Genomic DNA, 17,836 nt, shown 5'->3' on the forward strand with positions numbered 1-17,836 from the left:
TCTCTGGCGTAGGGCGGGAGCGGTGCCGGATTGACTCTAGGAAGCCGGGGGTGTGTTATCAAACATCGATTTTCAGCCAAGCCATTGCAAAAAATGCAACGCCAACCGAGCCCCGCCGCATGCTGACCTTTTCCCGCTTCACCCGTTACTTCATCGAAGTGGCCCGCTGCGGCAGCATCCGCAAGGCCTCCGAGGTGCTGCACGTGTCGGCCTCGGCGATCGACCGGCAGATCCTCAAGGCCGAGGAGGAACTGGGTGCGCAGCTGTTCGAGCGCCTGCCCGGCCGGCTGCGGCTGACCGCCGCTGGCGAGCTGCTGCTGGTGGACGTGCGCGGCTGGGAGAAGGCCTACGCCCGCACCCTGGAGCGCTTCGACGAGCTCAAGGGGCTGCGCCGCGGGCACGTGGAGATCGCCATGATCGACGCGCTCAGCGAGGGCGTGGTGCCGGAGGCGGTGGCGGCGCTGGTGCAGGAGTACCCCGGCATCACCTTCAACCTGTCCACCGCGCGCAACCAGCGGGTGATGGAAATGGTGACCTCGGCCGATGTGGACATCGGCCTGCTGCTGGACCCGGTGAGCAGCGTGGACCTGGAGGTGCGCGCCTTTGCCGACATCCCGCTGGGGATTGCGATGCCGGTCGGCCACCCGCTCAGCACCCGCACCGAGCTGCAGCTGAGCGAAACGCTGGAACACCGCCTGCTGCTGCCGGCCGCCCCGCTGATCGTCGGCGAGCATGCCAAGGTGCTGTACCAACGCCAGCACATCGACGTGAAGCGGCTGACCCACTGCAACGATGTGCGCACCCTGCGCGGGCTGGTGCGCGCCGGTGCCGGCGTGGGCCTGATGTCGTGGCTGGATGCCGCGCCGGATGTGGCCGATGGCCGCCTGGCATTCGTGCCGTTCCGCCGCCACCTGACCAAGCCGATGACGCTGGCGCTGTGCGTGGCCCCGCAGCGGCAGCTGTCGCGCTCGGCGCTGCTGACGATCCAGGCGCTGGCGGCGAAGATCGATGCGATGGTGGTGCCGGTGGTGGGTTGAACCCCTCTCTCTCGTCGAAGAACGGAGCAAAGCCCCTCTCCTGCGGGAGAGGGGTTGGGGTGAGGGGACCGGGCGACGCCACATTGTGTGGTTAGTCATGCGAGGCTCCGCTCGCACCCGCATACGGCGCTGCGCGCCAGCTTCTCCCGGCGGGAGAAGGGACGCGAAGCGCTAAGCGCACACAACCCCCACTCGTTACACTTGCCCGGCTCTCCCCACACGACACCGCAGCATGCAGTTGATCGATATCGGCGCCAACCTCACCCACGACTCCTTCGACCGCGACCGCGACGCCGTGCTGCAACGCGCACGCGAGGCAGGCGTTGCGCAATTGGTGATCACCGGTGCCAGCCGCGAGCATTCGCCGCTGGCTTTGCAGCTGGCCCAGCAGCATCCCGGATTCCTCTACGCCACTGCTGGCGTGCACCCGCACCACGCAGTGGAGTTCACCGCCGAATGCGAGGCCGAAATGCGCACGCTGCAGGCGCACCCGCAGGTGGTGGCGGTGGGCGAATGCGGGCTGGATTATTTCCGCGATTTCGCCCCGCGTCCGGCCCAGCACAAGGCCTTCGAGCGCCAGCTGCAACTGGCTGCCGACAACGGCAAGCCGCTGTTCCTGCATCAGCGCGAGGCGCACGACGATTTCCTGTCGATCATGCGCAGCTTCGATGGCCGCCTCGGCCCGGCGGTGGTGCATTGCTTCACCGGCAGCCGCGAAGAACTGTTCGACTACCTGGACCGCGATTACTACATCGGCATCACCGGCTGGCTGTGCGACGAGCGCCGCGGCCTGCATCTGCGCGAGCTGGTACGCAACATCCCGGCCAACCGCTTGATGATCGAAACCGACGCGCCGTACCTGCTGCCGCGCACGCTCAAGCCGATGCCCAAGGACCGCCGCAACGAGCCGATGTTCCTGTCGCATATCGTCGACGAACTCGCGCGAGATCGTGGCGAGGAGGTGGCGCTGACCGCGGCCAACAGCACCGCGGCGGCGCGGGCGTTCTTCCGTCTGCCCGCGCCTGCAGCGGCGGCATGACCTGCGCGGCGTGGGCGATCACGCCGCCAGCAACTCCCAGCCCTGCGCATCGCGCAAGCGCAGCCCCGGTTGCGGTGCATCCACGCTGACCCGCACGCCGCTGGCCCACGGCAGCTGCCGCTGCTGCGGAAACCAGCGCCGCGCCTGATCGACCACGATCAACAGGCCATCATCGTCGCCCAGCGCGGCAAAACCTTCGAGTGCCGGCGCAAACGGCCGCACGCCGAAGTGATGGGCGACACTGCTGGTCACCACCGCGACATCGTTGCTGGGTAAGCCGATCTCGCTCACGCACAGCAACTCGTCGCCGTGGAACGCACCGTCGCCGGCGGCCACGTCCTGCACCGCCCGACGCGCGATCAACTCGAGTACTGCGCCGTCGGGGCCGGCGAAATACACCGATCGCGACTGCCATACGCCGTCCAGTTGAAACTGCCGGCGGCCATGTGGATCGGCAAGCAGCTTGCTGCGCTCGCCGATCCACTGCGCAGCGGCGTCGAAGCGCGACGGCGCCACGTTGAACGCCAGATGCACGCTGCCCACCGGCTGCTGCGCCTGCACGCATTCCAGGCTGCTCCAGCCGATGCGAATGCTGTTGCCGTGCTGCGGCAGCTGCAGTACCTCGCGATAGAAGCGCAGGCTGAGGTCGGGGTCCAGGCAGGGCAGCAACAGATGGCGAAGATGCATGGCGGGCGCAGGTGATGGAAGGTGCAGGCATTGAACGACCTCAATCGCGGTTGAGGTCAAGCGGTGTGCCCGGATGGTGTGCGCGGATTCGGCAGGGCACGTGCGCACGCTGGCAACGTGCACGCTGTCTGCAGCGAAGGCCCTGGCCGCGATGATGTCGCCATGCAAGCAGCATGCAGGCATGCGTGCTTCCACAGGATCAATGACTTCGGGTGCGGCTGAGGGTGTGTGGATCAGACCTCGGCTCAAGAGAACCAGCGCCATCGCTGGTGGCAGGCAACCCAATCCAACATCTTTCCGCCCGGGCAGGTGTAAGAGCGCACCTGTGCGCGAGGGCCTCACCGGTAGAGCCACGTCGCGCACGGGTGCGCTCCTACCACAACCGTGGTGTTGTCGGCTCAAGATCAGCCGGGCTCACAGCACTTCCGCCAGCGCCCACAGATGCTGGACCAGTGGCGCGGTGTCCAGGGCGCCGGGCGCGACTGCCAGGGCCAGCCGGGCCAGCGGCATCTGGCCTTCGATATCCAGATAGCGCACGCCGGGCAGCTGCAGCTGCGCGGTGGAGGCGGGTACCACCGACACGCCCAGCTCGGCGGCCACCAGGTTGACGATGGACGACATCTGCGGCGCCTCCTGGGTGATGCGCAGGGTCACGCCGGATTGCCGGCAGGCGGCGAGGATCTCGTCGTACAGGCTGGACCCGAAGCTGCGCGGGAACAGGATGAACGGTTCGCCCGCCAGCGCCGCCAGTGGCGCGCTGTTGCGGGCGGCCAGGCGATGCGCGGCGGGCACGGCGATCTTCATCGGTTCGTCGGCAAAGCGCAGCAGTTGCAGGTCGGGCGGCGTGCTCAGGCCGTAGCGCACGAAGGCCGCGTCCAGGCGGCCATCGGCCAGGGCCAGCAGCAGCCCGGCAGTGTTGGTTTCTTCCAGCAGCAGCTCGACCTGCGGCCATTGCCGGCGAAAGTCGCGGATCAGGTGCGGCACCACCGGGTTGAAGGCGGCCGAGGCGGTGAAGCCCAGCCGCAGCCGGCCGGATTCGCCGCGCGCCACCCGCCGTGCGGTTTCCGCGGCGCGCTCCACATCGGCGAGCACGCGGCGCACCTCGACCAGGAAGGCCTCGCCGGCCGGGGTCAGCTCGGCGCCGCTGTGGGTGCGCCGGAACAGCGGCGTGCCCAGATCGCGCTCCAGCGCCTGGATCTGCTGGCTCAACGGCGGCTGGCCGATGCCGACCCGCGCTGCGGCGCGGGTGAAGTTGCCCTCCTCGGCGACAGCCAGGAAGTAGCGCAGGTGGCGAAGTTCCATGCTATCTGTTCTGCGTATGGCAACTGCCAGCATCATATATTGGACAGGGGGTCAGCGCAGGCGAATACTCGCCGTCCCATGTCTCGATGCTGCGCCCGTGTCCTCTCCTGATCGCCGCACCGGCAGCCTGCCGGACGCCACCGCCGGCCTTGCCGACAACGCAGCCGCCGCCGCTGCGCCCGCCAGCGGCCGCATCCGCCTGGCCCTGTTCCTGGCCGGCTTTGCCACCTTCTCGCTGCTGTACAGCGTGCAGCCGGTGCTGCCCGAGTTTGCGCGCGCCTTCGACGTGGATGCGGCCACCGCCTCGCTGCCGTTGTCGCTGGCCACCGGCGCGCTGGCCCTGGCGATCTTCTGTGCCGGCGCAGTGTCGGAGAACCTGGGCCGGCGCGGGCTGATGTTCGTGTCGATCGCGCTGGCCGCGGTGCTCAACCTGGTCGCCGCCTTCCTGCCGCACTGGGGCGCGCTGGTGCTGGTGCGCACCTTGTCCGGTATCGCGCTGGGCGGGGTGCCGGCGGTGGCGATGGTGTATCTGGGCGAGGAACTGCCGGCCAACAAGATGGGCGCGGCCACCGGCCTGTATGTGGCCGGCAATGCCTTCGGCGGCATGAGCGGGCGCATCGTGATGAGCATGCTGACCGATCACTACGACTGGCGCACCGCACTGGCGGTGTTGAGCGTGTTCGACCTGCTGTGCGCGCTGGCGTTCTTCTGGTTGCTGCCGCCGTCGCGCAACTTCGTGCGCCGGCACGGCATCAACCTGCGCTTCCATCTGCGCGCCTGGGCCGGGCATCTGCGCGACCGCAACCTGCCGTTCCTGTTCGCGCTGCCGTTCCTGTTGATGGGCGTGTTCGTCTGCCTCTACAACTACGCCGGCTTCCGGCTGGGCGGGCCGGAATTCGGCCTGAGCCAGAGCCAGATCGGCATGATCTTCAGCGCCTATGTGTTCGGCATCGTCAGTTCGTCGGTGGCCGGTGCGGCGTCGGACCGTTTCGGGCGCGGCCCGGTGGTCACCACCGGCATCGTGTTGTGCGTGCTCGGCGTGGCGCTGACCCTGGCGCATGTGCTGGCGCTGGTGGTGGCCGGCATCGTGTTGCTGACGATCGGCTTCTTCATCGCGCATTCGGCGGCCAGCGCCTGGGTGAGCCGGCTCGGCGGTGCGCACCGCAGTCACGCCGCATCGCTGTATCTGCTGGCGTATTACGCCGGCTCCAGCGTGATCGGCGCGCTTGGCGGCTGGTTCTGGCAACACGGTGGCTGGGGCGCGCTGGTCGGCATGTGCCTGACCTTGCTGGCGCTCGCCTTCGCCGCGGCCTACGTGCTGCGCCAGCGCGCCGATGACACACGGCCGTACGGGCGCTTTGCGCCGCACCCTGCACGCGGCGAGTGACGCGGTTCGACCGCCGCGTGCAAGCGCGACTGGCTGCACGACTGCGCGGTGTCTGTCAGCCGCTCTAGCGCGCCCGCTTGCTGCGTCTGGTCTGCGCTGCAGGCGGCAGCGTGGCCGCGGCATCCGCCGCACCCTGTGCCAGGGTTTCCAGCAAACGCGCACGGCGCCGCTCCAGGTCGGCCAGCTGGCGCTCGATCAGCTGCAGGCGTGCCCGATGCGCCTGCGCGGTTTCCGGGCACATCTGCGCGCCTTCCACCAGGCGCATGCAATCGGGGAAGCCGAGGATGTCGTCCAGGCTGAAGCCGGTGGCGATCAGCCGCTGGATCTGCCGCACCTGCGCAACGCAGGCGGCGGGAAACACCCGGTAGCCGTTGGCGCTGCGCGAGGAGGTCAGCAGCCCATGCGCGTCGTAGTGGCGAAGCGAGCGCACGCTGGCGCCGGTCTGCAGCGACAGCGCGCCAATGCTCAGCGATGGTTCGGACGATGTGGCCATGCGCCCAGCATACGTTGCACGCAATGCTTGACCCTCACATTGGTGTGAGGCTCGAGGATGGTGGCTCACATTGTCTGGAGCTCACTCCGATGCCTGTTCGCTTTCTCCCCGTCTTCGGCATGTTGCCGGTGCGCTACCTGCTGGCCTGCCTGCTGCTGTTTTTCTCAACATCGGCTGCCGCAGGTCCGGCGGTCACCCCGGCGTCGCGCAGCTACACCGTCACCGCGCCTGACGGCGTGGCCCTGGCGGTGCAGGAGCATGGCGCCACCGATGGCCGGGCAATCGTGTTCGTGCACGGCCTGCTCGGCAGCCGCATCGATTGGGACGCGCAGCTGGCCGATCCGCGCCTGCAAGGCTATCGCTTGATCACCTACGACCTGCGCGGGCATGGGCTGTCCGGCAAGCCGGCGGCAGCGTCCGCGTATCGGGACGGCATGCGCTGGGCCGACGACCTTGCCGCCGTGGTGAAGGCCGCAAACGCGCGCGATGCGGTGCTGGTGGGTTGGTCGCTGGGCGGTGCGGTGATCAGCAACTACCTCACCCGTTATGGCGACGAAGGGCTTGGCGGCGTGGTGTATGTCGATGGCGTGATCGAACTGCGCGCAGAGCAACTGGGCGCGCATCCGGCGATCTATCGCGATCTGGTCTCCGACGACCTGCGCACGCACCTGCAGGCGGTGCAGGACTTCCTGCGGCTGTGTTTTGCCACCCAGCCTCCGGCGCCAGTGTTTGAAACCTTGCTGGCCAACGCGTCGCTGGCCTCGTGGGACATGCAGCGGGCCGTGCAGGGCATGTCGATCGACGTTGCCGGCCTGCAACGCACGCAGCTGCCGGTGTTGCTGATGTACGGCGCGCGCGATGCACTGGTGACCACCGGGCCGACGCTGGCACGTGCACGGCAGCTGCAGCCGCGTGCGCAGACGGTGCTGTATCCCAACGCCGGGCATGCCCCGTTTCTGGAAGACAGCCCGCGCTTCAATCAGGATCTGCTGCGCTTTGTCGAACAGGCCGCCAACGCCCACTGACGCGGTGTGATGGCACGCGCGATCCGCATGGCGCGCTGTGCTGTGCTGCCGCCTGCGCAGCGCCCGTTGCCGCTGCGCAGGGCGGCACGCCGATGGCGGCACCCCCTGTCGCCATCGGCGGTTACAGCGTGGGCGAGGTGCCGGCAGGTGCAGATCCGGTCGCTGGGTCGTACTGCGGATGGCGTGGGTCCATGCTGGGTGGCGTGGAGGTGCCAGGCCGCAGCGCGCTTTCGCGCCAGGCGCGCACCAGCAGGTCGCGCAGCATCGCCGCGCCATCGCCGGCGGTGCGATAGACCATCGCGCGGCCATCGCTGCTGGATGCGTCGTCGAAGGCGCCGGCCTTTTCCAGGCGATAGACCTGCTCGACACGGCCGGTGCCGATGTCGAGAAAGCCCAGGATCTGCTCGAACACATCGCCATCCTGGTGCGCCAGGGCCGGCATGCGGCTCAGCAGGTCCTGCGGGGTCAGCGCAATCTTCTCCACGTAATCGCTCTCGAACTTGCCGTGCACCTTCGGGTCGGTGCTGTAGCCGTGCGGATTCGGCCCCTGCCAGCCGTCGTGATGGATGCTGTCGTGCTGCGGCTGCGCGCCATCGCCGATGTAGTGCGCAAACCAGCTGACGTAGAACGCGCAGTTGCGTTCGAGCTCTCGGGTGTCCTGGCCCTTGGCGCGCAGCGTGCGCAGCTGCCGCATGGTCGCCACGATGCGTTGGTAGCCTTCGGTGGCGGCGTACGGCAAGGTGCCGGCCCAACGCACGTTCATGCGCTGCGCCAGTTGCGGGTCGCTGCCGGCGATGCGCCGTTGTTCGTCGTACAGCGCCAGCACGAAGGCGTAGCGCGAGCGCGGCGGATGCTGCATGAAGGCGAACTGCTCGCGGAACCAGCCGTGGTTGGGGTCTTCTTCGATCTTGAGGAAGGGTTCGCTTTCGCTGCGCCAGCCGTCCGGCAGCGTGGCGCCGTCGGCGATCACCTGCGCGTACTGTTTGAGAAAGACCGGGCCGTCGTCGGGCAGCGCCTGCACGGCGGCGCTGTCGATGGCGGCATGCGCGCGGTGGCCCCAGGCGGCGGCATCGCCGGAACACGTCGCTGCTGCAACCAGCAGCGCACAGGCAAGACGGGAAGCTGTCATGGCAGTCCTTGTGGCCTGCAGCGCAGCTACGGCGCTGCAGGCGATGGATCGGGAAGTGGAGCGCTGGCATCGAGGCTGCGACACCCCGGACGCCGGCGCACTCAGAAGTGGTAGGTCAACACCAGCCGCGAGTTGCGCTCGTAGATCGGCCGGCCGTAGATCGGCGCGCGCGTGCCCTGGCCGGAGATGGTGTCGGTGCGCGGGTTGCCTTCGGTCAGCGCAAAGGTGTTGGTCAGGTTGTCCACCGACAGCTGCACGTCCCACGGCCCGTTGCGCACCAGGATGTTGGCCGCCAGGGTGTCGTAGGCGGCCAGCTCGGTGGTGTTTTCCAGGTCGGCGTAGCGCTTGCCCACGTAGGCGTAGCGCAACGAGGTTTCCCAATCGAACGCACCGGTGGTGAACAACAGCGTCGGGCCGGCATTGCCGTACAGCTTCGGCTGGCGGTTGGGCATGTTGCCGTCCACGTCGACCACGGCCACTGCGCCATTGGCCACCACTTCGGTCAGGTCGGACACCTTGGTGTCGTTGTAGGTCAGGTTTGCATCAAGACGTAGCCACTGCGCCGGCGTCCACACCGCCGCCAGTTCGATGCCGGGGTTGGTGACGCTGCCGCGGTAGTCCTTGGATTCGGCCGCGCCGGTCTGCGGATTCACCGCGCTGGTGCCGATGTTGTACGGGTCGTACTTGGTGTAGAAGGCGGTGGCGAACACGTCCAGCGTGTCGAAGTTGAGCTTGGTGCCGAGCTCGAACTGGTCGGCGGTGGGGATGTTGACGTTGCCTTCGTTGGCGCCCTCGCTGGGCGCGCGGTGCGCACGCGAGGCGCGGCCGTAGATGCCGACGGTGGGAGTGATGTCGTAGTTGAAGCCCGCGGTCCAGTTGGTCACGCCCACGTCCAGCGCGGTGCGCGCGCGGGCCCCGGTGAACAGGCGCGCGGCATCGTCGGCCAGGGTGTCGGCCATGCCCAGGTTGCCGGTGCTGCGCAGCATGCTCCAGGCGCGGTAGCGGTAGCGCTCGTGACGCACGCCGGCTTCCAGGCGCAGCTTGTCGGTCACCTGCCAGGTGTCGGCGATGTAGGGCGCCAGCATGCTGGTGTAGGCCTTGCCCTGGGTGCGGTCGGCGCCGTAGATCACCACGCCGTCCTTGGTCACGCCACCGACCACATTGCCGGCCGCGTCGTAGCCGAGCAGGTCGATCGTGCGCGGGTTCTGCCGCATTTCCAGCAGATAGCTCTGGTAACGCGAATTGTAGGAACGCGCGTAGTAGGCGCCGTACACGCCGAGCGTGATGTCGTGGCTGTCGCCGCCCCAGTCGAAGCGGCGGTGCAGGCGCAGGTCGTCGGCGAACGAATCGGCGCGCACGTTCATGGCGCGGTACTGGCCCTGGATCACCAGGCCGTCGGTGCTGGCCGGATCGAAGCGGCTACCGTCGTCGGTGTAGACGTAGCCCAGCGAGCTCAGGCCGGGAAACGCGGCGCTGGCGGCGGCGCGGCGGCTGTTGGCATACGCGGCGGCGTCCTGCGGCGCATTGCTGGAATACAGCGCGTCGAAGGTCATGTCCAGGCGATTGACGATGGCCTTGTTGGACAGGCTCCAGCCGTTGTCGAAGGCCAGGTCCAGGTTGGCGCCCAGATGGTTGAACTTCATGTGGCGGCCATCGGACAGGTCGCGCAACTCGCGCTGCGGCGCGCCGTTGGCATCGCTGGAGACGATGCTGGCGCGTTTCAGCTGCGCGCTGCTCAAGGTGCCGGTGAAGCGGTCGATCAACGGGTCCAGCGAACGCGCGGTGTCGCGCGGGTCGTACAGCGGGATCGGCATGTAGAACGCGTTCTTGTCGTCCAGATGCTTGGCGGTGAAGGTCAGCTTGCCGTGCTCCAGCGTATGCGTGAGGTTCATGCGGAACTGCCCGCCCTCGTCGGCCGGAAAGCCCACGTCGCGGTAGCCGTCGTTGCGCCGCACGAAGCCGCCGGCAGCCAGGTACCAGCCGTCGGCAAGCTTGCCCGACCAGTAGCCATCGAGCCGATACAGCCCGGTGTCGCCGACGGTGGTGCGCACTGCGCCTTCGGGGGCGTCGCCGCCCTGGCGGGTGACGAAGTTGACGATGGCCGCGGCATTGGAGGCGAAGATCGGCGACGGCCCGCCGCGTACGGTTTCCACCGATTCGACCATCAGGTCCGGGCGCACCAGGCCTTCGGTCTTGTAGAAGTAGCCGTTGTTGTCCGGGTAGGGGCTGATGCCGTCTTCCTGGATCACCGCAAACGAGCCTTCGTCGGGAATGCCGCGGATGCGGTAGACGTTCTGCACTTCGCCGCCGGTGGATTCGGCATAGATGCCGGGCATCGAGCCGATCAGGCTGGCCAGGTTGAGCGGGGCCAGCTTGTCGATCTGCTCGGCGGTCAGCGCGGTGATCGCATACGAGGCGTCGAACTGGTTCTGGGCCTGGCCGGCACCGGTGACGATCATCCGGTCCAGCGAGAAGATGCCGTCCTCGCCCTTGCGGGTGGCAGGCGTGGCGGGTGCGGCTTCCTGCGCGAGCGCGGGGGTGGCCAGGGTCAGTGCAAGCAGGACGGTGAGCGGACGACGCGACACGGCACGACGCACTCCGGAGCGCGTCCGGATGTGGGTGTAGGGCATGGCAGGAGTGGGGTCAGCGGGGGAGCTGCCCACTGTCGCGGCGCCATGTTTCCGCAGCGTTGCGTGTGCGCCCGATCACGCTAAGTTGGCGGGTTCGCGTGCCGATCTGTGACGTGGCACGTGTTTTCAAGCGATTTCAACCGTGCGCGGCAGGTGGCCGGCTGTGCGTCGTTCGGTGCGCATCACGAGGTCAATCGTTCCGCCCTCGGTGTCGTCGCGCCGGTGCCAGCTCGGACATCGCAAGCTGCGTCACGCTGGCAGCCCCTTGTCGACGCTGTCTGAACCGGCGTGGTCGTTGAGATCGATAGCGGCGCGAGCGTGATTGATCGCATTGAACGCATCGGCGCACTGACCGCAAAGCCTGCGTTACGCAGTGCCTTCGCCAGCGACACGGTGAAGCAATCGGGCGCTCGGCGCCGTCGCGCAGCGCCAGGGGTGCGGAGCTGGAGAGGGGCGCTTGCTTGGAATCACCAAGAAGGCCCCCAGACTATGTGCCATCCATCCGTGTGTACAGTCGCCTTCGTGAGCACCTCATTCCCCCTGCCAGCACCGCGCAAGGCCCCGCAGCAAGCGCGCTCGCGCGCCACCGTGGAGGTCATCCGCCAGGCCAGCATCCAGGTGCTGGTGGCCGACGGACTGCAGGGCTGCACCACCACGCGGGTGGCCGCGCGTGCCGGCGTGTCGGTCGGCAGCGTGTACCAGTACTACCCCAATCGGCAGGCGATGTTGATCGCGTTGCTGCAGTGGCATCTGCAGGCGGTGATCGATGCGGTGGAACGGGCCTGCGCGCAACAGCACGGGCGCACGCTGGCGCAGCAGTGCGAGGCCTTGGTGCATGCCTTCGTGCAGGCCAAGCTGCAGCATGTGGATGTCTCGCGCGCGCTGTACGCCATCGCCGAGCTGCATGGTGGCGCCGCGCTGGGGTCGCAGGCGCGCAAGCGCTCGCAGCAGGCGTTTGCCGCTGCGCTGGCCACCGCCGCGGATGTGCGCTTCGACGATTGCGAGGCGGTGGCCGAGATCGGCATGGCGGCCATCACCGGGCCGGTAAAGAGCCTGCTCGAGGAGGGTGCGCCTGCGGTGCGGATTGCGCCGCTGCAGGCGCAACTGGTGGTGTTGCTGCACAGTTATCTCATGGCCACCGGAGTTGCGCGATGACGGCGGTACTCGCTCAGGACGGCAACGCGCTGCAGGACTTCATCGAACGCCATCGGCGCCTGTTCGTGCTCACCGGCGCCGGTTGCAGCACCGATTCGGGCATTCCCGATTACCGCGATCTGCAAGGCGGCTGGAAGCGTCCGCAACCGGTCACGTTCCAGGCCTTCATGGGCGAGCTGTCCACGCGGCAGCGGTATTGGGCGCGCAGCCTGGTCGGCTGGCCGCGCTTCGGGCTGGCGCAACCCAATGCCACCCATCACGCATTGGCCGCACTGGAAGCCCGCGGCCAGCTGGAACTGCTGCTGACGCAAAACGTGGACCGCCTGCATCAGGCCGCCGGCAGTCAGGCGGTGATCGATCTGCATGGCCGGCTCGATGTGGTGCGCTGCATGGGCTGTGAGCGGCGCATGCCCCGTACCGAATTCCAGCTGCTGCTCGAGCACGCCAACCCCGGCTGGGCCGACCTGGACGCGGCGCAGGCGCCCGATGGCGATGCGGATCTGGACGATGTGGCCTTCGACAGTTTTGTGGTGCCGCCGTGCCCGCTGTGTGGCGGCGTGCTGAAGCCGGATGTGGTGTTCTTTGGCGAGAACGTGCCGCGCGAGCGTGTGGAGCGTGCATTTGCGCATCTGCAGGCGGCCGATGCGGTGCTGGTGGTGGGCTCGTCGCTGATGGTGTATTCGGGTTTTCGTTTCGTGCAGACCGCGGCACGCAACGGCCTGCCGATCGCCGCGCTCAACTTCGGGCGCACCCGCGCGGACGAGCTGCTCAGCCTGAAGGTCGAACAGTCATGCGCGCAGGCGCTGGCGTTCCTGCATGCGCCGTTCGATCCGCTGTGTGCACGCAGCGTCAACGACGCCAGTGCGCGCTCGGCATGACGCAGTGATCCATCGCAGCGGTTGTGCCCACGCGCGTGGCGCAGTGCAATGGGCATCCCCGTGTCATCTGTGGATGCCCCCTTGAGCCAGTTGTTCTCCCCCATCCGCTTCGGTCCGCTTGCGCTCGCCAACCGGATCGTCATCGCCCCGATGTGCCAGTACTCCGCACAGGACGGCCGCGCCAGCGACTGGCACCGCATCCATCTGGGCACCTTGTCGCAATCCGGTGCCGGCCTGCTGATCCTGGAAGCGGCCGCGGTGCAGCCGCAGGGGCGCATCTCCTACGCCGACCTCGGCTTGTACGACGATGCCACCGAGCAGGCGCTGGGCGAGGTGCTGGACTCGGTCCGGCGGTGGTCGCCGATGCCGATCGGCATCCAACTGGCGCATGCCGGGCGCAAGGCCTCCACTGATCTGCCGTGGAACGGCGGCGAGGCCATCGCGCCGGATCACGCGCATGGCTGGCAGACCGTGTCCGCATCGGCGCTGGCGTTCCGTGACGGTCAGCCGTTGCCGCAGGCACTGGACCAGGCCGGTATCGATGCGGTGGTGCAGGCCTTTGTCGATGCGGCACAGCGCGCCGAACGCCTGGGCCTGGCGCTGATCGAGCTGCATGCCGCGCATGGCTATCTGATGCATCAGTTCCTGTCGCCGCTGAGCAATCAGCGCAGCGATGCGTATGGCGGCTCGCTGGAAAACCGCATGCGGCTGACGCTGCGCATCTTCGACGCGGTGCGCGCGGCGGTGTCGGACAAGCTCGCCATCGGCGTGCGCATCTCCGCCACCGATTGGGTAGAGGGCGGCTGGGATCTCGAGCAGAGCCTCGCCTTGTCCAAGGCGCTGGATGCGCGCGGTGCGCACTACATCCATGTCTCCAGCGGCGGGCTGGATCCGCGCCAGCAGATTCCCGTGCAGGCGGGCTATCAGATTCCGTTTGCGCAGCAGATCAAGGCGCAGGTCAGCACACCGGTGATCGGCGTGGGCCTGATCACCGAGCCGGCGCAGGCCGAGGCGATCCTGCAGGACGGCCAGGCCGATGCGATCGCGCTGGCGCGCGGCATCCTGTACGACCCGCGCTGGCCGTGGCATGCCGCTGCCGCACTCGGCGCGTCGGTCACGCCCTCGCCGCAATACCTGCGCTGCGAGCCACGCGATGCGCGTGGCGTATTCGCCAGCTGATCCATCCGATAGACGTCATAACGAACAAGGACAACGCATGCCGATAGGATTTCTGGGCTTGGGGACGATGGGCCTGCCGATGGCGCACAACCTGCTGCGCGGCGGTTTTGAACTGCGTGTGTGGAATCGCTCGCCGGAGCGCGCGCAGTCGCTGCGCGAGGCCGGTGCCACGGTGGTGGATGCACCGCGCGACGCCGCGCACGGCCCGCTGCTGTTTTCGATGCTGGCCGACGACAACGCGGTGCGTGCCACCGTGCTGGAGCAAGGCGTGCTGGACGCGCTGCCGGCCGGCAGCGTGCACGTCAACATGGCCACCATCTCGGTGGCACTGGCGCACGAGCTGACCGCCCTGCATGCCGAACGCGGCGTGGCCTATGTGGCCGCACCGGTGCTCGGCCGGGTCGATGTGGCCGAAGCCGGCAAGCTCAACATTCTGGCCGCCGGCGACGAGGCGGCGCTGGCGCGCGTGCAGCCGATGTTCGATGTGCTCGGTCAACGCACCTGGGAGATCGGCCGCACCCCCGAGCAGGCCAATGCGGTCAAGCTGGCAGCCAACTTCTGCCTGGCCAGCGCGATCGGCGCCATGGCCGAAGCCAGCGCGCTGGCACGCGGCCACGGCGTGGATGCCACTCAGTTCCTGGGCATGCTCACCAGCACCTTGTTCGCCGCGCCCGCGTACCAGGGCTACGGCCGCCTGATCATGCAGCGCGAGTACCTGCCCGCCGGCTTCACCGCCACCCTGGGCCGCAAGGATGTGGATCTGGCGATCCAGGCCGGCGCCGACAAGCAGGTGCCGATGCCACTGGGCGAGTTGCTGCGCGCCGGCTTGGACGAGGCCATCGCGCATGGCGACGGCAACGCCGACTGGGCGGTGCTGGCAGAAGTATCGGCGCGGCGCGCCGGGCAGGCCTGATCGCAGCCTCCGCAAAGCGGAGCTAGCCGCTCTCCCGGCGGAGCGGGGCGGGGAGGTACGGCTTGCGCGTCACTGGCGCGCAAGCCTTGGAGCGCCCGCGCTGCTGGCGCGGCGTGGGTTGGGGTGAGGGGATGAGGCGACGCAACGTGCAGCAGATTTCGCACGCCGTCAGCTCCATCTGCTCCCCACTCTCACGCCGCTTCGCTTCACAGCAACACGGTCCACCTCTTGCTCACCTCAACATGCAGCAGACCTTCTAAAATGCCGGCTCGTGACAGCCGCCGCTCCAGGGAGGATGCGATGCGACACCTGCATATCACGCTCGGTTCGACCGAGCGCACACCGCGCGCAACGACCTGCGCCGGTGGGACACGATGACCGCCGTACCGGTCGTCGACCAGGGCCCGGTGGGCCCTGACCATCCCGAGCATCCGGACCACTATCTGTTCGCGCAGATCCGCGAAGCGGTGGCCGCGCTCGATGCCGAGTTGAACAAACCCACCGATGAGGCCAGCGTGCGCATGGCCGCGCGCCTGCTGCCGCTGGCCAAGCAACATGGCTTCGACCAGGTGGATTACGTGGTGCTCAGCCGGCACGTCGGCGAGGTGGGCGAGAACGTGTTTCTGGTGCGTGGCGAGCTCGCCGATCCGGCGCATCTGCGTGCGCACATCACCACCCAGGAAGCGATGGAGACCTCGGTGGAGGCATCGATGGCGCAACTGGACGAGATCAATCGGCGGCTGATGCTGCGCCTGCCGCCGCGCTGAGTCGCAGCGGAAAGTTACGGGCGCAAGCACTGCGCCCGCAGCCGGGCGCATTGGCTATCATTGTGCCGATGCGCTCCGACTACATCCTCACCCTGTCCTGCCCCGACCGCACCGGCATCGTCTATCGCGTGACCGGGCTGCTGTTCGATCTGGCCTGCAACATCCTCGACGCACAGCAGTTCGGCGACGACGAAAGTGGCCGCTTCTTCCTGCGCGTGCACTTCGACAAACCGCCGGGCACCGACATTGTCGGGCTGGAACGCCGCTTTGCGCAGCTGGCCGATGAATTCCAGATGGACTGGCAGCTGCACGATGCGCGCCGCCGCGCGCGGCTGCTGGTGCTGGTGAGCAAGCAGGGGCATTGCCTCAACGATTTGCTGTTCCGCATGCATAGCCGGCAATTGCCGGTGGATATCGCGGCGGTGGTGTCCAACCACGCCGACTTCGCGCCGCTGGCCGCCTCCTATGGCATCGCCTTCCACCATCTGCCGGTGAGCGCCGACACGCGCGCCGCGCAGGAAGCGCAGTTGCTTGCGCTGGTCGAGGCGCTGCAGATCGATCTGGTGGTGCTGGCGCGCTACATGCAGATTCTTTCGCCCGCGTTGTGCCGCGCATTGGCAGGGCGGGCGATCAATATCCATCACAGCTTCCTGCCCAGCTTCAAGGGCGCGCAGCCGTATCATCAGGCGCACGCACGCGGCGTCAAGATCATCGGTGCCACCGCGCATTACGTCACCGAAGATCTGGACGAAGGCCCGATCATCGAACAGGACGTGGCGCGCGTGGATCACGCGATGACGCCGCGCGATCTGGTGCGGCTGGGCAGCGATACCGAATCGCTGGTGCTTGCCCGTGCGGTGCGTCGCCATGTCGAGCACCGCATCGTGCTCAATGGCCATCGCACGGTGGTGTTTCGCTAGCAGCGTCGCATATCCCCACGGACGGTTGCAGCACGCGCAAGGGAGCGGTGGTCGGGCCAGGTCCGGCCAGCGAGCGCGCCGGCCTGGGCCACCGTCGCACTCTCCTCGCCGCTTCCTTCTGGAATTTTTTGCATGTCGCTAATCCCCGGCTCCAGCGCTCGCGCGCAACAGCACGCCACCCGCGCGGCGTTCTTCATTCCCGGCTTTGCTGCCGCGGTCTGGGCGGTGCTGGTGCCATTCGCCAAGGCCAGGACCGGCGTGGACGATGGCGCGCTTGGCCTGATCCTGCTGTGCCTGGGGGCAGGCTCGTTCCTGGCGATGCCGCTGGCCGGCGCGGTGTCGGCACGCTTCGGTTTCCGTGCGGTCATGGCGGTGACGTCGGCGCTGATCTGCCTCAGCCTGCCGTTGCTGGCGGTTGTCGCCGATCCGTGGTTGCTGGGCGCGGTACTGTTCGTGTTCGGCGCCGGCGTGGGAGCGATGGATTGCGCGATGAACATGCAGGCGGTGGTGGTCGAGCGTGATGCCGGGCGCGCGATGATGTCGGGATTCCATGCGTTTTTCAGCATCGGCGGGTTTGTCGGTGCCGGCGCGATGACCTTGCTGCTGTCGGCGCAGCTCTCCCCGTCGAGCGCGGCGGTTGCCGGGGTAATCGCCATGCTGCTTGTCGCCGTGGCGTCGGTGCGCCACTGGCGGACCGAGCGCGTGGCGCAACAGGGGCCGTTGCTGGCGCTGCCCAGGGGCATCGTGCTGTTCATCGGCATCCTGGCGTTCGTGGTGTTCCTGGCCGAAGGCACCATTCTGGACTGGAGCTCGGTGTTCCTGGCCGATGTGCACCAGGTCGCCCCGAGCACCGCCGGCGTGGGCTATGTGGTGTTTGCATTGACCATGACGGTGACGCGCCTGCTGGGCGATGCGGTGGTGGAGCGCCTGGGGCGCATCCGCTCGATCGTGGTGGGCGCGCTGCTGGCCAGCGCGGGCTTCTGCGTGCTCACGCTGGTGAGCCCATGGCAGGCCTCGTTGGCCGGTTACGTATTGGTCGGCCTGGGCTGCGCCAATATCGTGCCGGCCCTGTTCTCGTTGGCCGGCAACCAGACGCGCATGCCGGAGAGCATCGCCATCACTGCGGTCACCACACTCGGCTATGCGGGCATCCTGGCCGGGCCGGCCATGATCGGTTTCGCCGCGCATGGCATCGGCCTGGTCGGCGCCTTGCTCGCTGTTGCGGTGCTGATGGTCGGTGTGGCGATGTCGACGCGTTGGTTGAAGATGTGAGTGTTGAGGGTCGCGCGCCTGTG

Annotated in this window: 16 protein-coding genes; 11 read left to right on the forward strand and 5 right to left on the reverse strand. The window is 68.0% G+C overall.

The features are described from left to right. The first annotated feature begins 119 nt into the window (after nucleotides 1-119). The gene (locus ABQ137_RS01950; RefSeq protein ID WP_024939813.1) at nucleotides 120-1,037 is read left to right on the forward strand and encodes a LysR family transcriptional regulator; all 918 of its coding nucleotides are present in this window, start codon (nucleotides 120-122) and stop codon (nucleotides 1,035-1,037) included. A gap of 232 nt (nucleotides 1,038-1,269) precedes the next feature. Continuing rightward, the gene (locus ABQ137_RS01955) at nucleotides 1,270-2,076 is read left to right on the forward strand and encodes a TatD family hydrolase (protein WP_024939812.1); all 807 of its coding nucleotides are present in this window, start codon (nucleotides 1,270-1,272) and stop codon (nucleotides 2,074-2,076) included. 18 nt (nucleotides 2,077-2,094) lie between these two features. Here the strand turns inward: ABQ137_RS01955 and ABQ137_RS01960 are convergent, their stop codons facing one another. Next, nucleotides 2,095-2,763, reverse strand: coding sequence for a VOC family protein (locus tag ABQ137_RS01960; protein WP_349781041.1), 669 nt, complete (start codon nucleotides 2,761-2,763; stop codon nucleotides 2,095-2,097). 414 nt (nucleotides 2,764-3,177) lie between these two features. Further along, nucleotides 3,178-4,065 (reverse strand): LysR family transcriptional regulator, encoded by an 888-nt coding sequence (locus ABQ137_RS01965; RefSeq protein ID WP_024939810.1) that lies wholly within the window; start codon nucleotides 4,063-4,065, stop codon nucleotides 3,178-3,180. A gap of 97 nt (nucleotides 4,066-4,162) precedes the next feature. Between ABQ137_RS01965 and ABQ137_RS01970 the strand changes: the two genes are divergently transcribed. Further along, nucleotides 4,163-5,452: an MFS transporter gene (locus tag ABQ137_RS01970; RefSeq protein WP_349781042.1), complete on the forward strand. Its 1,290-nt coding sequence runs from the start codon at nucleotides 4,163-4,165 to the stop codon at nucleotides 5,450-5,452. A 64-nt stretch (nucleotides 5,453-5,516) separates the two neighbouring features. Here the strand turns inward: ABQ137_RS01970 and ABQ137_RS01975 are convergent, their stop codons facing one another. Beyond that, a complete protein-coding gene (locus ABQ137_RS01975) occupies nucleotides 5,517-5,945 on the reverse strand; it encodes a MerR family transcriptional regulator (RefSeq protein WP_245104355.1) in 429 nt (142 codons plus the stop codon). Between the two features lie 89 nt (nucleotides 5,946-6,034). Between ABQ137_RS01975 and ABQ137_RS01980 the strand changes: the two genes are divergently transcribed. Beyond that, nucleotides 6,035-6,970 (forward strand): alpha/beta fold hydrolase, encoded by a 936-nt coding sequence (locus tag ABQ137_RS01980; RefSeq protein ID WP_503021177.1) that lies wholly within the window; start codon nucleotides 6,035-6,037, stop codon nucleotides 6,968-6,970. Nucleotides 6,971-7,091: 121 nt separating this feature from the next. Here ABQ137_RS01980 and ABQ137_RS01985 read toward each other — a convergent pair whose 3' ends face one another. Together ABQ137_RS01985 and ABQ137_RS01990 are read right to left on the reverse strand one after the other, a co-directional pair. After that, nucleotides 7,092-8,099 (reverse strand): phospholipase C/P1 nuclease family protein, encoded by a 1,008-nt coding sequence (locus ABQ137_RS01985; RefSeq protein WP_243849413.1) that lies wholly within the window; start codon nucleotides 8,097-8,099, stop codon nucleotides 7,092-7,094. 101 nt (nucleotides 8,100-8,200) lie between these two features. Then, a complete protein-coding gene (locus tag ABQ137_RS01990) occupies nucleotides 8,201-10,684 on the reverse strand; it encodes a TonB-dependent receptor (protein WP_349781043.1) in 2,484 nt (827 codons plus the stop codon). Between the two features lie 534 nt (nucleotides 10,685-11,218). Here ABQ137_RS01990 and ABQ137_RS01995 point away from each other — a divergent pair. The 7 genes from ABQ137_RS01995 (at nucleotide 11,219) to ABQ137_RS02025 (ending at nucleotide 17,813) form a co-directional block, all read left to right on the forward strand. After that, the gene (locus tag ABQ137_RS01995; protein ID WP_047127863.1) at nucleotides 11,219-11,884 is read left to right on the forward strand and encodes a TetR/AcrR family transcriptional regulator; all 666 of its coding nucleotides are present in this window, start codon (nucleotides 11,219-11,221) and stop codon (nucleotides 11,882-11,884) included. Further along, entirely contained in the window at nucleotides 11,881-12,762 is an 882-nt protein-coding gene (locus ABQ137_RS02000) for an NAD-dependent protein deacetylase (RefSeq protein WP_349781044.1), read from the forward strand. The genes ABQ137_RS01995 and ABQ137_RS02000 overlap by 4 nt, the downstream gene beginning before the upstream one ends. 81 nt (nucleotides 12,763-12,843) lie before the next feature. After that, nucleotides 12,844-13,941 carry an NADH:flavin oxidoreductase/NADH oxidase gene (locus tag ABQ137_RS02005; RefSeq protein WP_503021179.1) on the forward strand — a complete coding sequence of 366 codons (1,098 nt, stop codon included), beginning with the start codon at nucleotides 12,844-12,846 and terminating at the stop codon, nucleotides 13,939-13,941. Between the two features lie 37 nt (nucleotides 13,942-13,978). Then, nucleotides 13,979-14,854 carry an NAD(P)-dependent oxidoreductase gene (locus ABQ137_RS02010; RefSeq protein ID WP_102250830.1) on the forward strand — a complete coding sequence of 292 codons (876 nt, stop codon included), beginning with the start codon at nucleotides 13,979-13,981 and terminating at the stop codon, nucleotides 14,852-14,854. 374 nt (nucleotides 14,855-15,228) lie between these two features. Next, the gene (locus tag ABQ137_RS02015; protein ID WP_016901471.1) at nucleotides 15,229-15,621 is read left to right on the forward strand and encodes an XVIPCD domain-containing protein; all 393 of its coding nucleotides are present in this window, start codon (nucleotides 15,229-15,231) and stop codon (nucleotides 15,619-15,621) included. A 68-nt stretch (nucleotides 15,622-15,689) separates the two neighbouring features. Continuing rightward, on the forward strand, nucleotides 15,690-16,541 hold the full coding sequence (gene purU, locus ABQ137_RS02020) for a formyltetrahydrofolate deformylase (protein WP_166771548.1): 852 nt from the start codon (nucleotides 15,690-15,692) through the stop codon (nucleotides 16,539-16,541). Between the two features lie 132 nt (nucleotides 16,542-16,673). Further along, nucleotides 16,674-17,813, forward strand: a complete 1,140-nt coding sequence (locus ABQ137_RS02025; protein WP_349781046.1) for an MFS transporter — start codon at nucleotides 16,674-16,676, stop codon at nucleotides 17,811-17,813. The last annotated feature ends 23 nt before the right edge of the window (nucleotides 17,814-17,836 follow it).

Source organism: Xanthomonas sp. WHRI 8393 (assembly GCF_040203315.1).
GTDB classification, from domain to species: Bacteria; Pseudomonadota; Gammaproteobacteria; order Xanthomonadales; family Xanthomonadaceae; genus Xanthomonas; species Xanthomonas arboricola.

Excerpts from the sequence above, each read along its gene's own strand:
- ABQ137_RS01950 (WP_024939813.1), top strand. The coding sequence starts at position 120 with ATGCTGACCTTTTCCCGCTTCACCCGTTACTTCATCGAAGTGGCCCGC.
- ABQ137_RS01955 (WP_024939812.1), top strand. The coding sequence starts at position 1,270 with ATGCAGTTGATCGATATCGGCGCCAACCTCACCCACGACTCCTTCGAC.
- ABQ137_RS01960 (WP_349781041.1), bottom strand. The coding sequence starts at position 2,763 with ATGCATCTTCGCCATCTGTTGCTGCCCTGCCTGGACCCCGACCTCAGC.
- ABQ137_RS01965 (WP_024939810.1), bottom strand. The coding sequence starts at position 4,065 with ATGGAACTTCGCCACCTGCGCTACTTCCTGGCTGTCGCCGAGGAGGGC.
- ABQ137_RS01975 (WP_245104355.1), bottom strand. The coding sequence starts at position 5,945 with ATGGCCACATCGTCCGAACCATCGCTGAGCATTGGCGCGCTGTCGCTG.
- ABQ137_RS01980 (WP_503021177.1), top strand. The coding sequence starts at position 6,035 with ATGCCTGTTCGCTTTCTCCCCGTCTTCGGCATGTTGCCGGTGCGCTAC.
- ABQ137_RS01985 (WP_243849413.1), bottom strand. The coding sequence starts at position 8,099 with ATGACAGCTTCCCGTCTTGCCTGTGCGCTGCTGGTTGCAGCAGCGACG.
- ABQ137_RS01995 (WP_047127863.1), top strand. The coding sequence starts at position 11,219 with ATGTGCCATCCATCCGTGTGTACAGTCGCCTTCGTGAGCACCTCATTC.
- ABQ137_RS02000 (WP_349781044.1), top strand. The coding sequence starts at position 11,881 with ATGACGGCGGTACTCGCTCAGGACGGCAACGCGCTGCAGGACTTCATC.
- ABQ137_RS02010 (WP_102250830.1), top strand. The coding sequence starts at position 13,979 with ATGCCGATAGGATTTCTGGGCTTGGGGACGATGGGCCTGCCGATGGCG.
- ABQ137_RS02015 (WP_016901471.1), top strand. The coding sequence starts at position 15,229 with ATGACCGCCGTACCGGTCGTCGACCAGGGCCCGGTGGGCCCTGACCAT.
- purU (WP_166771548.1), top strand. The coding sequence starts at position 15,690 with ATGCGCTCCGACTACATCCTCACCCTGTCCTGCCCCGACCGCACCGGC.
- ABQ137_RS02025 (WP_349781046.1), top strand. The coding sequence starts at position 16,674 with ATGTCGCTAATCCCCGGCTCCAGCGCTCGCGCGCAACAGCACGCCACC.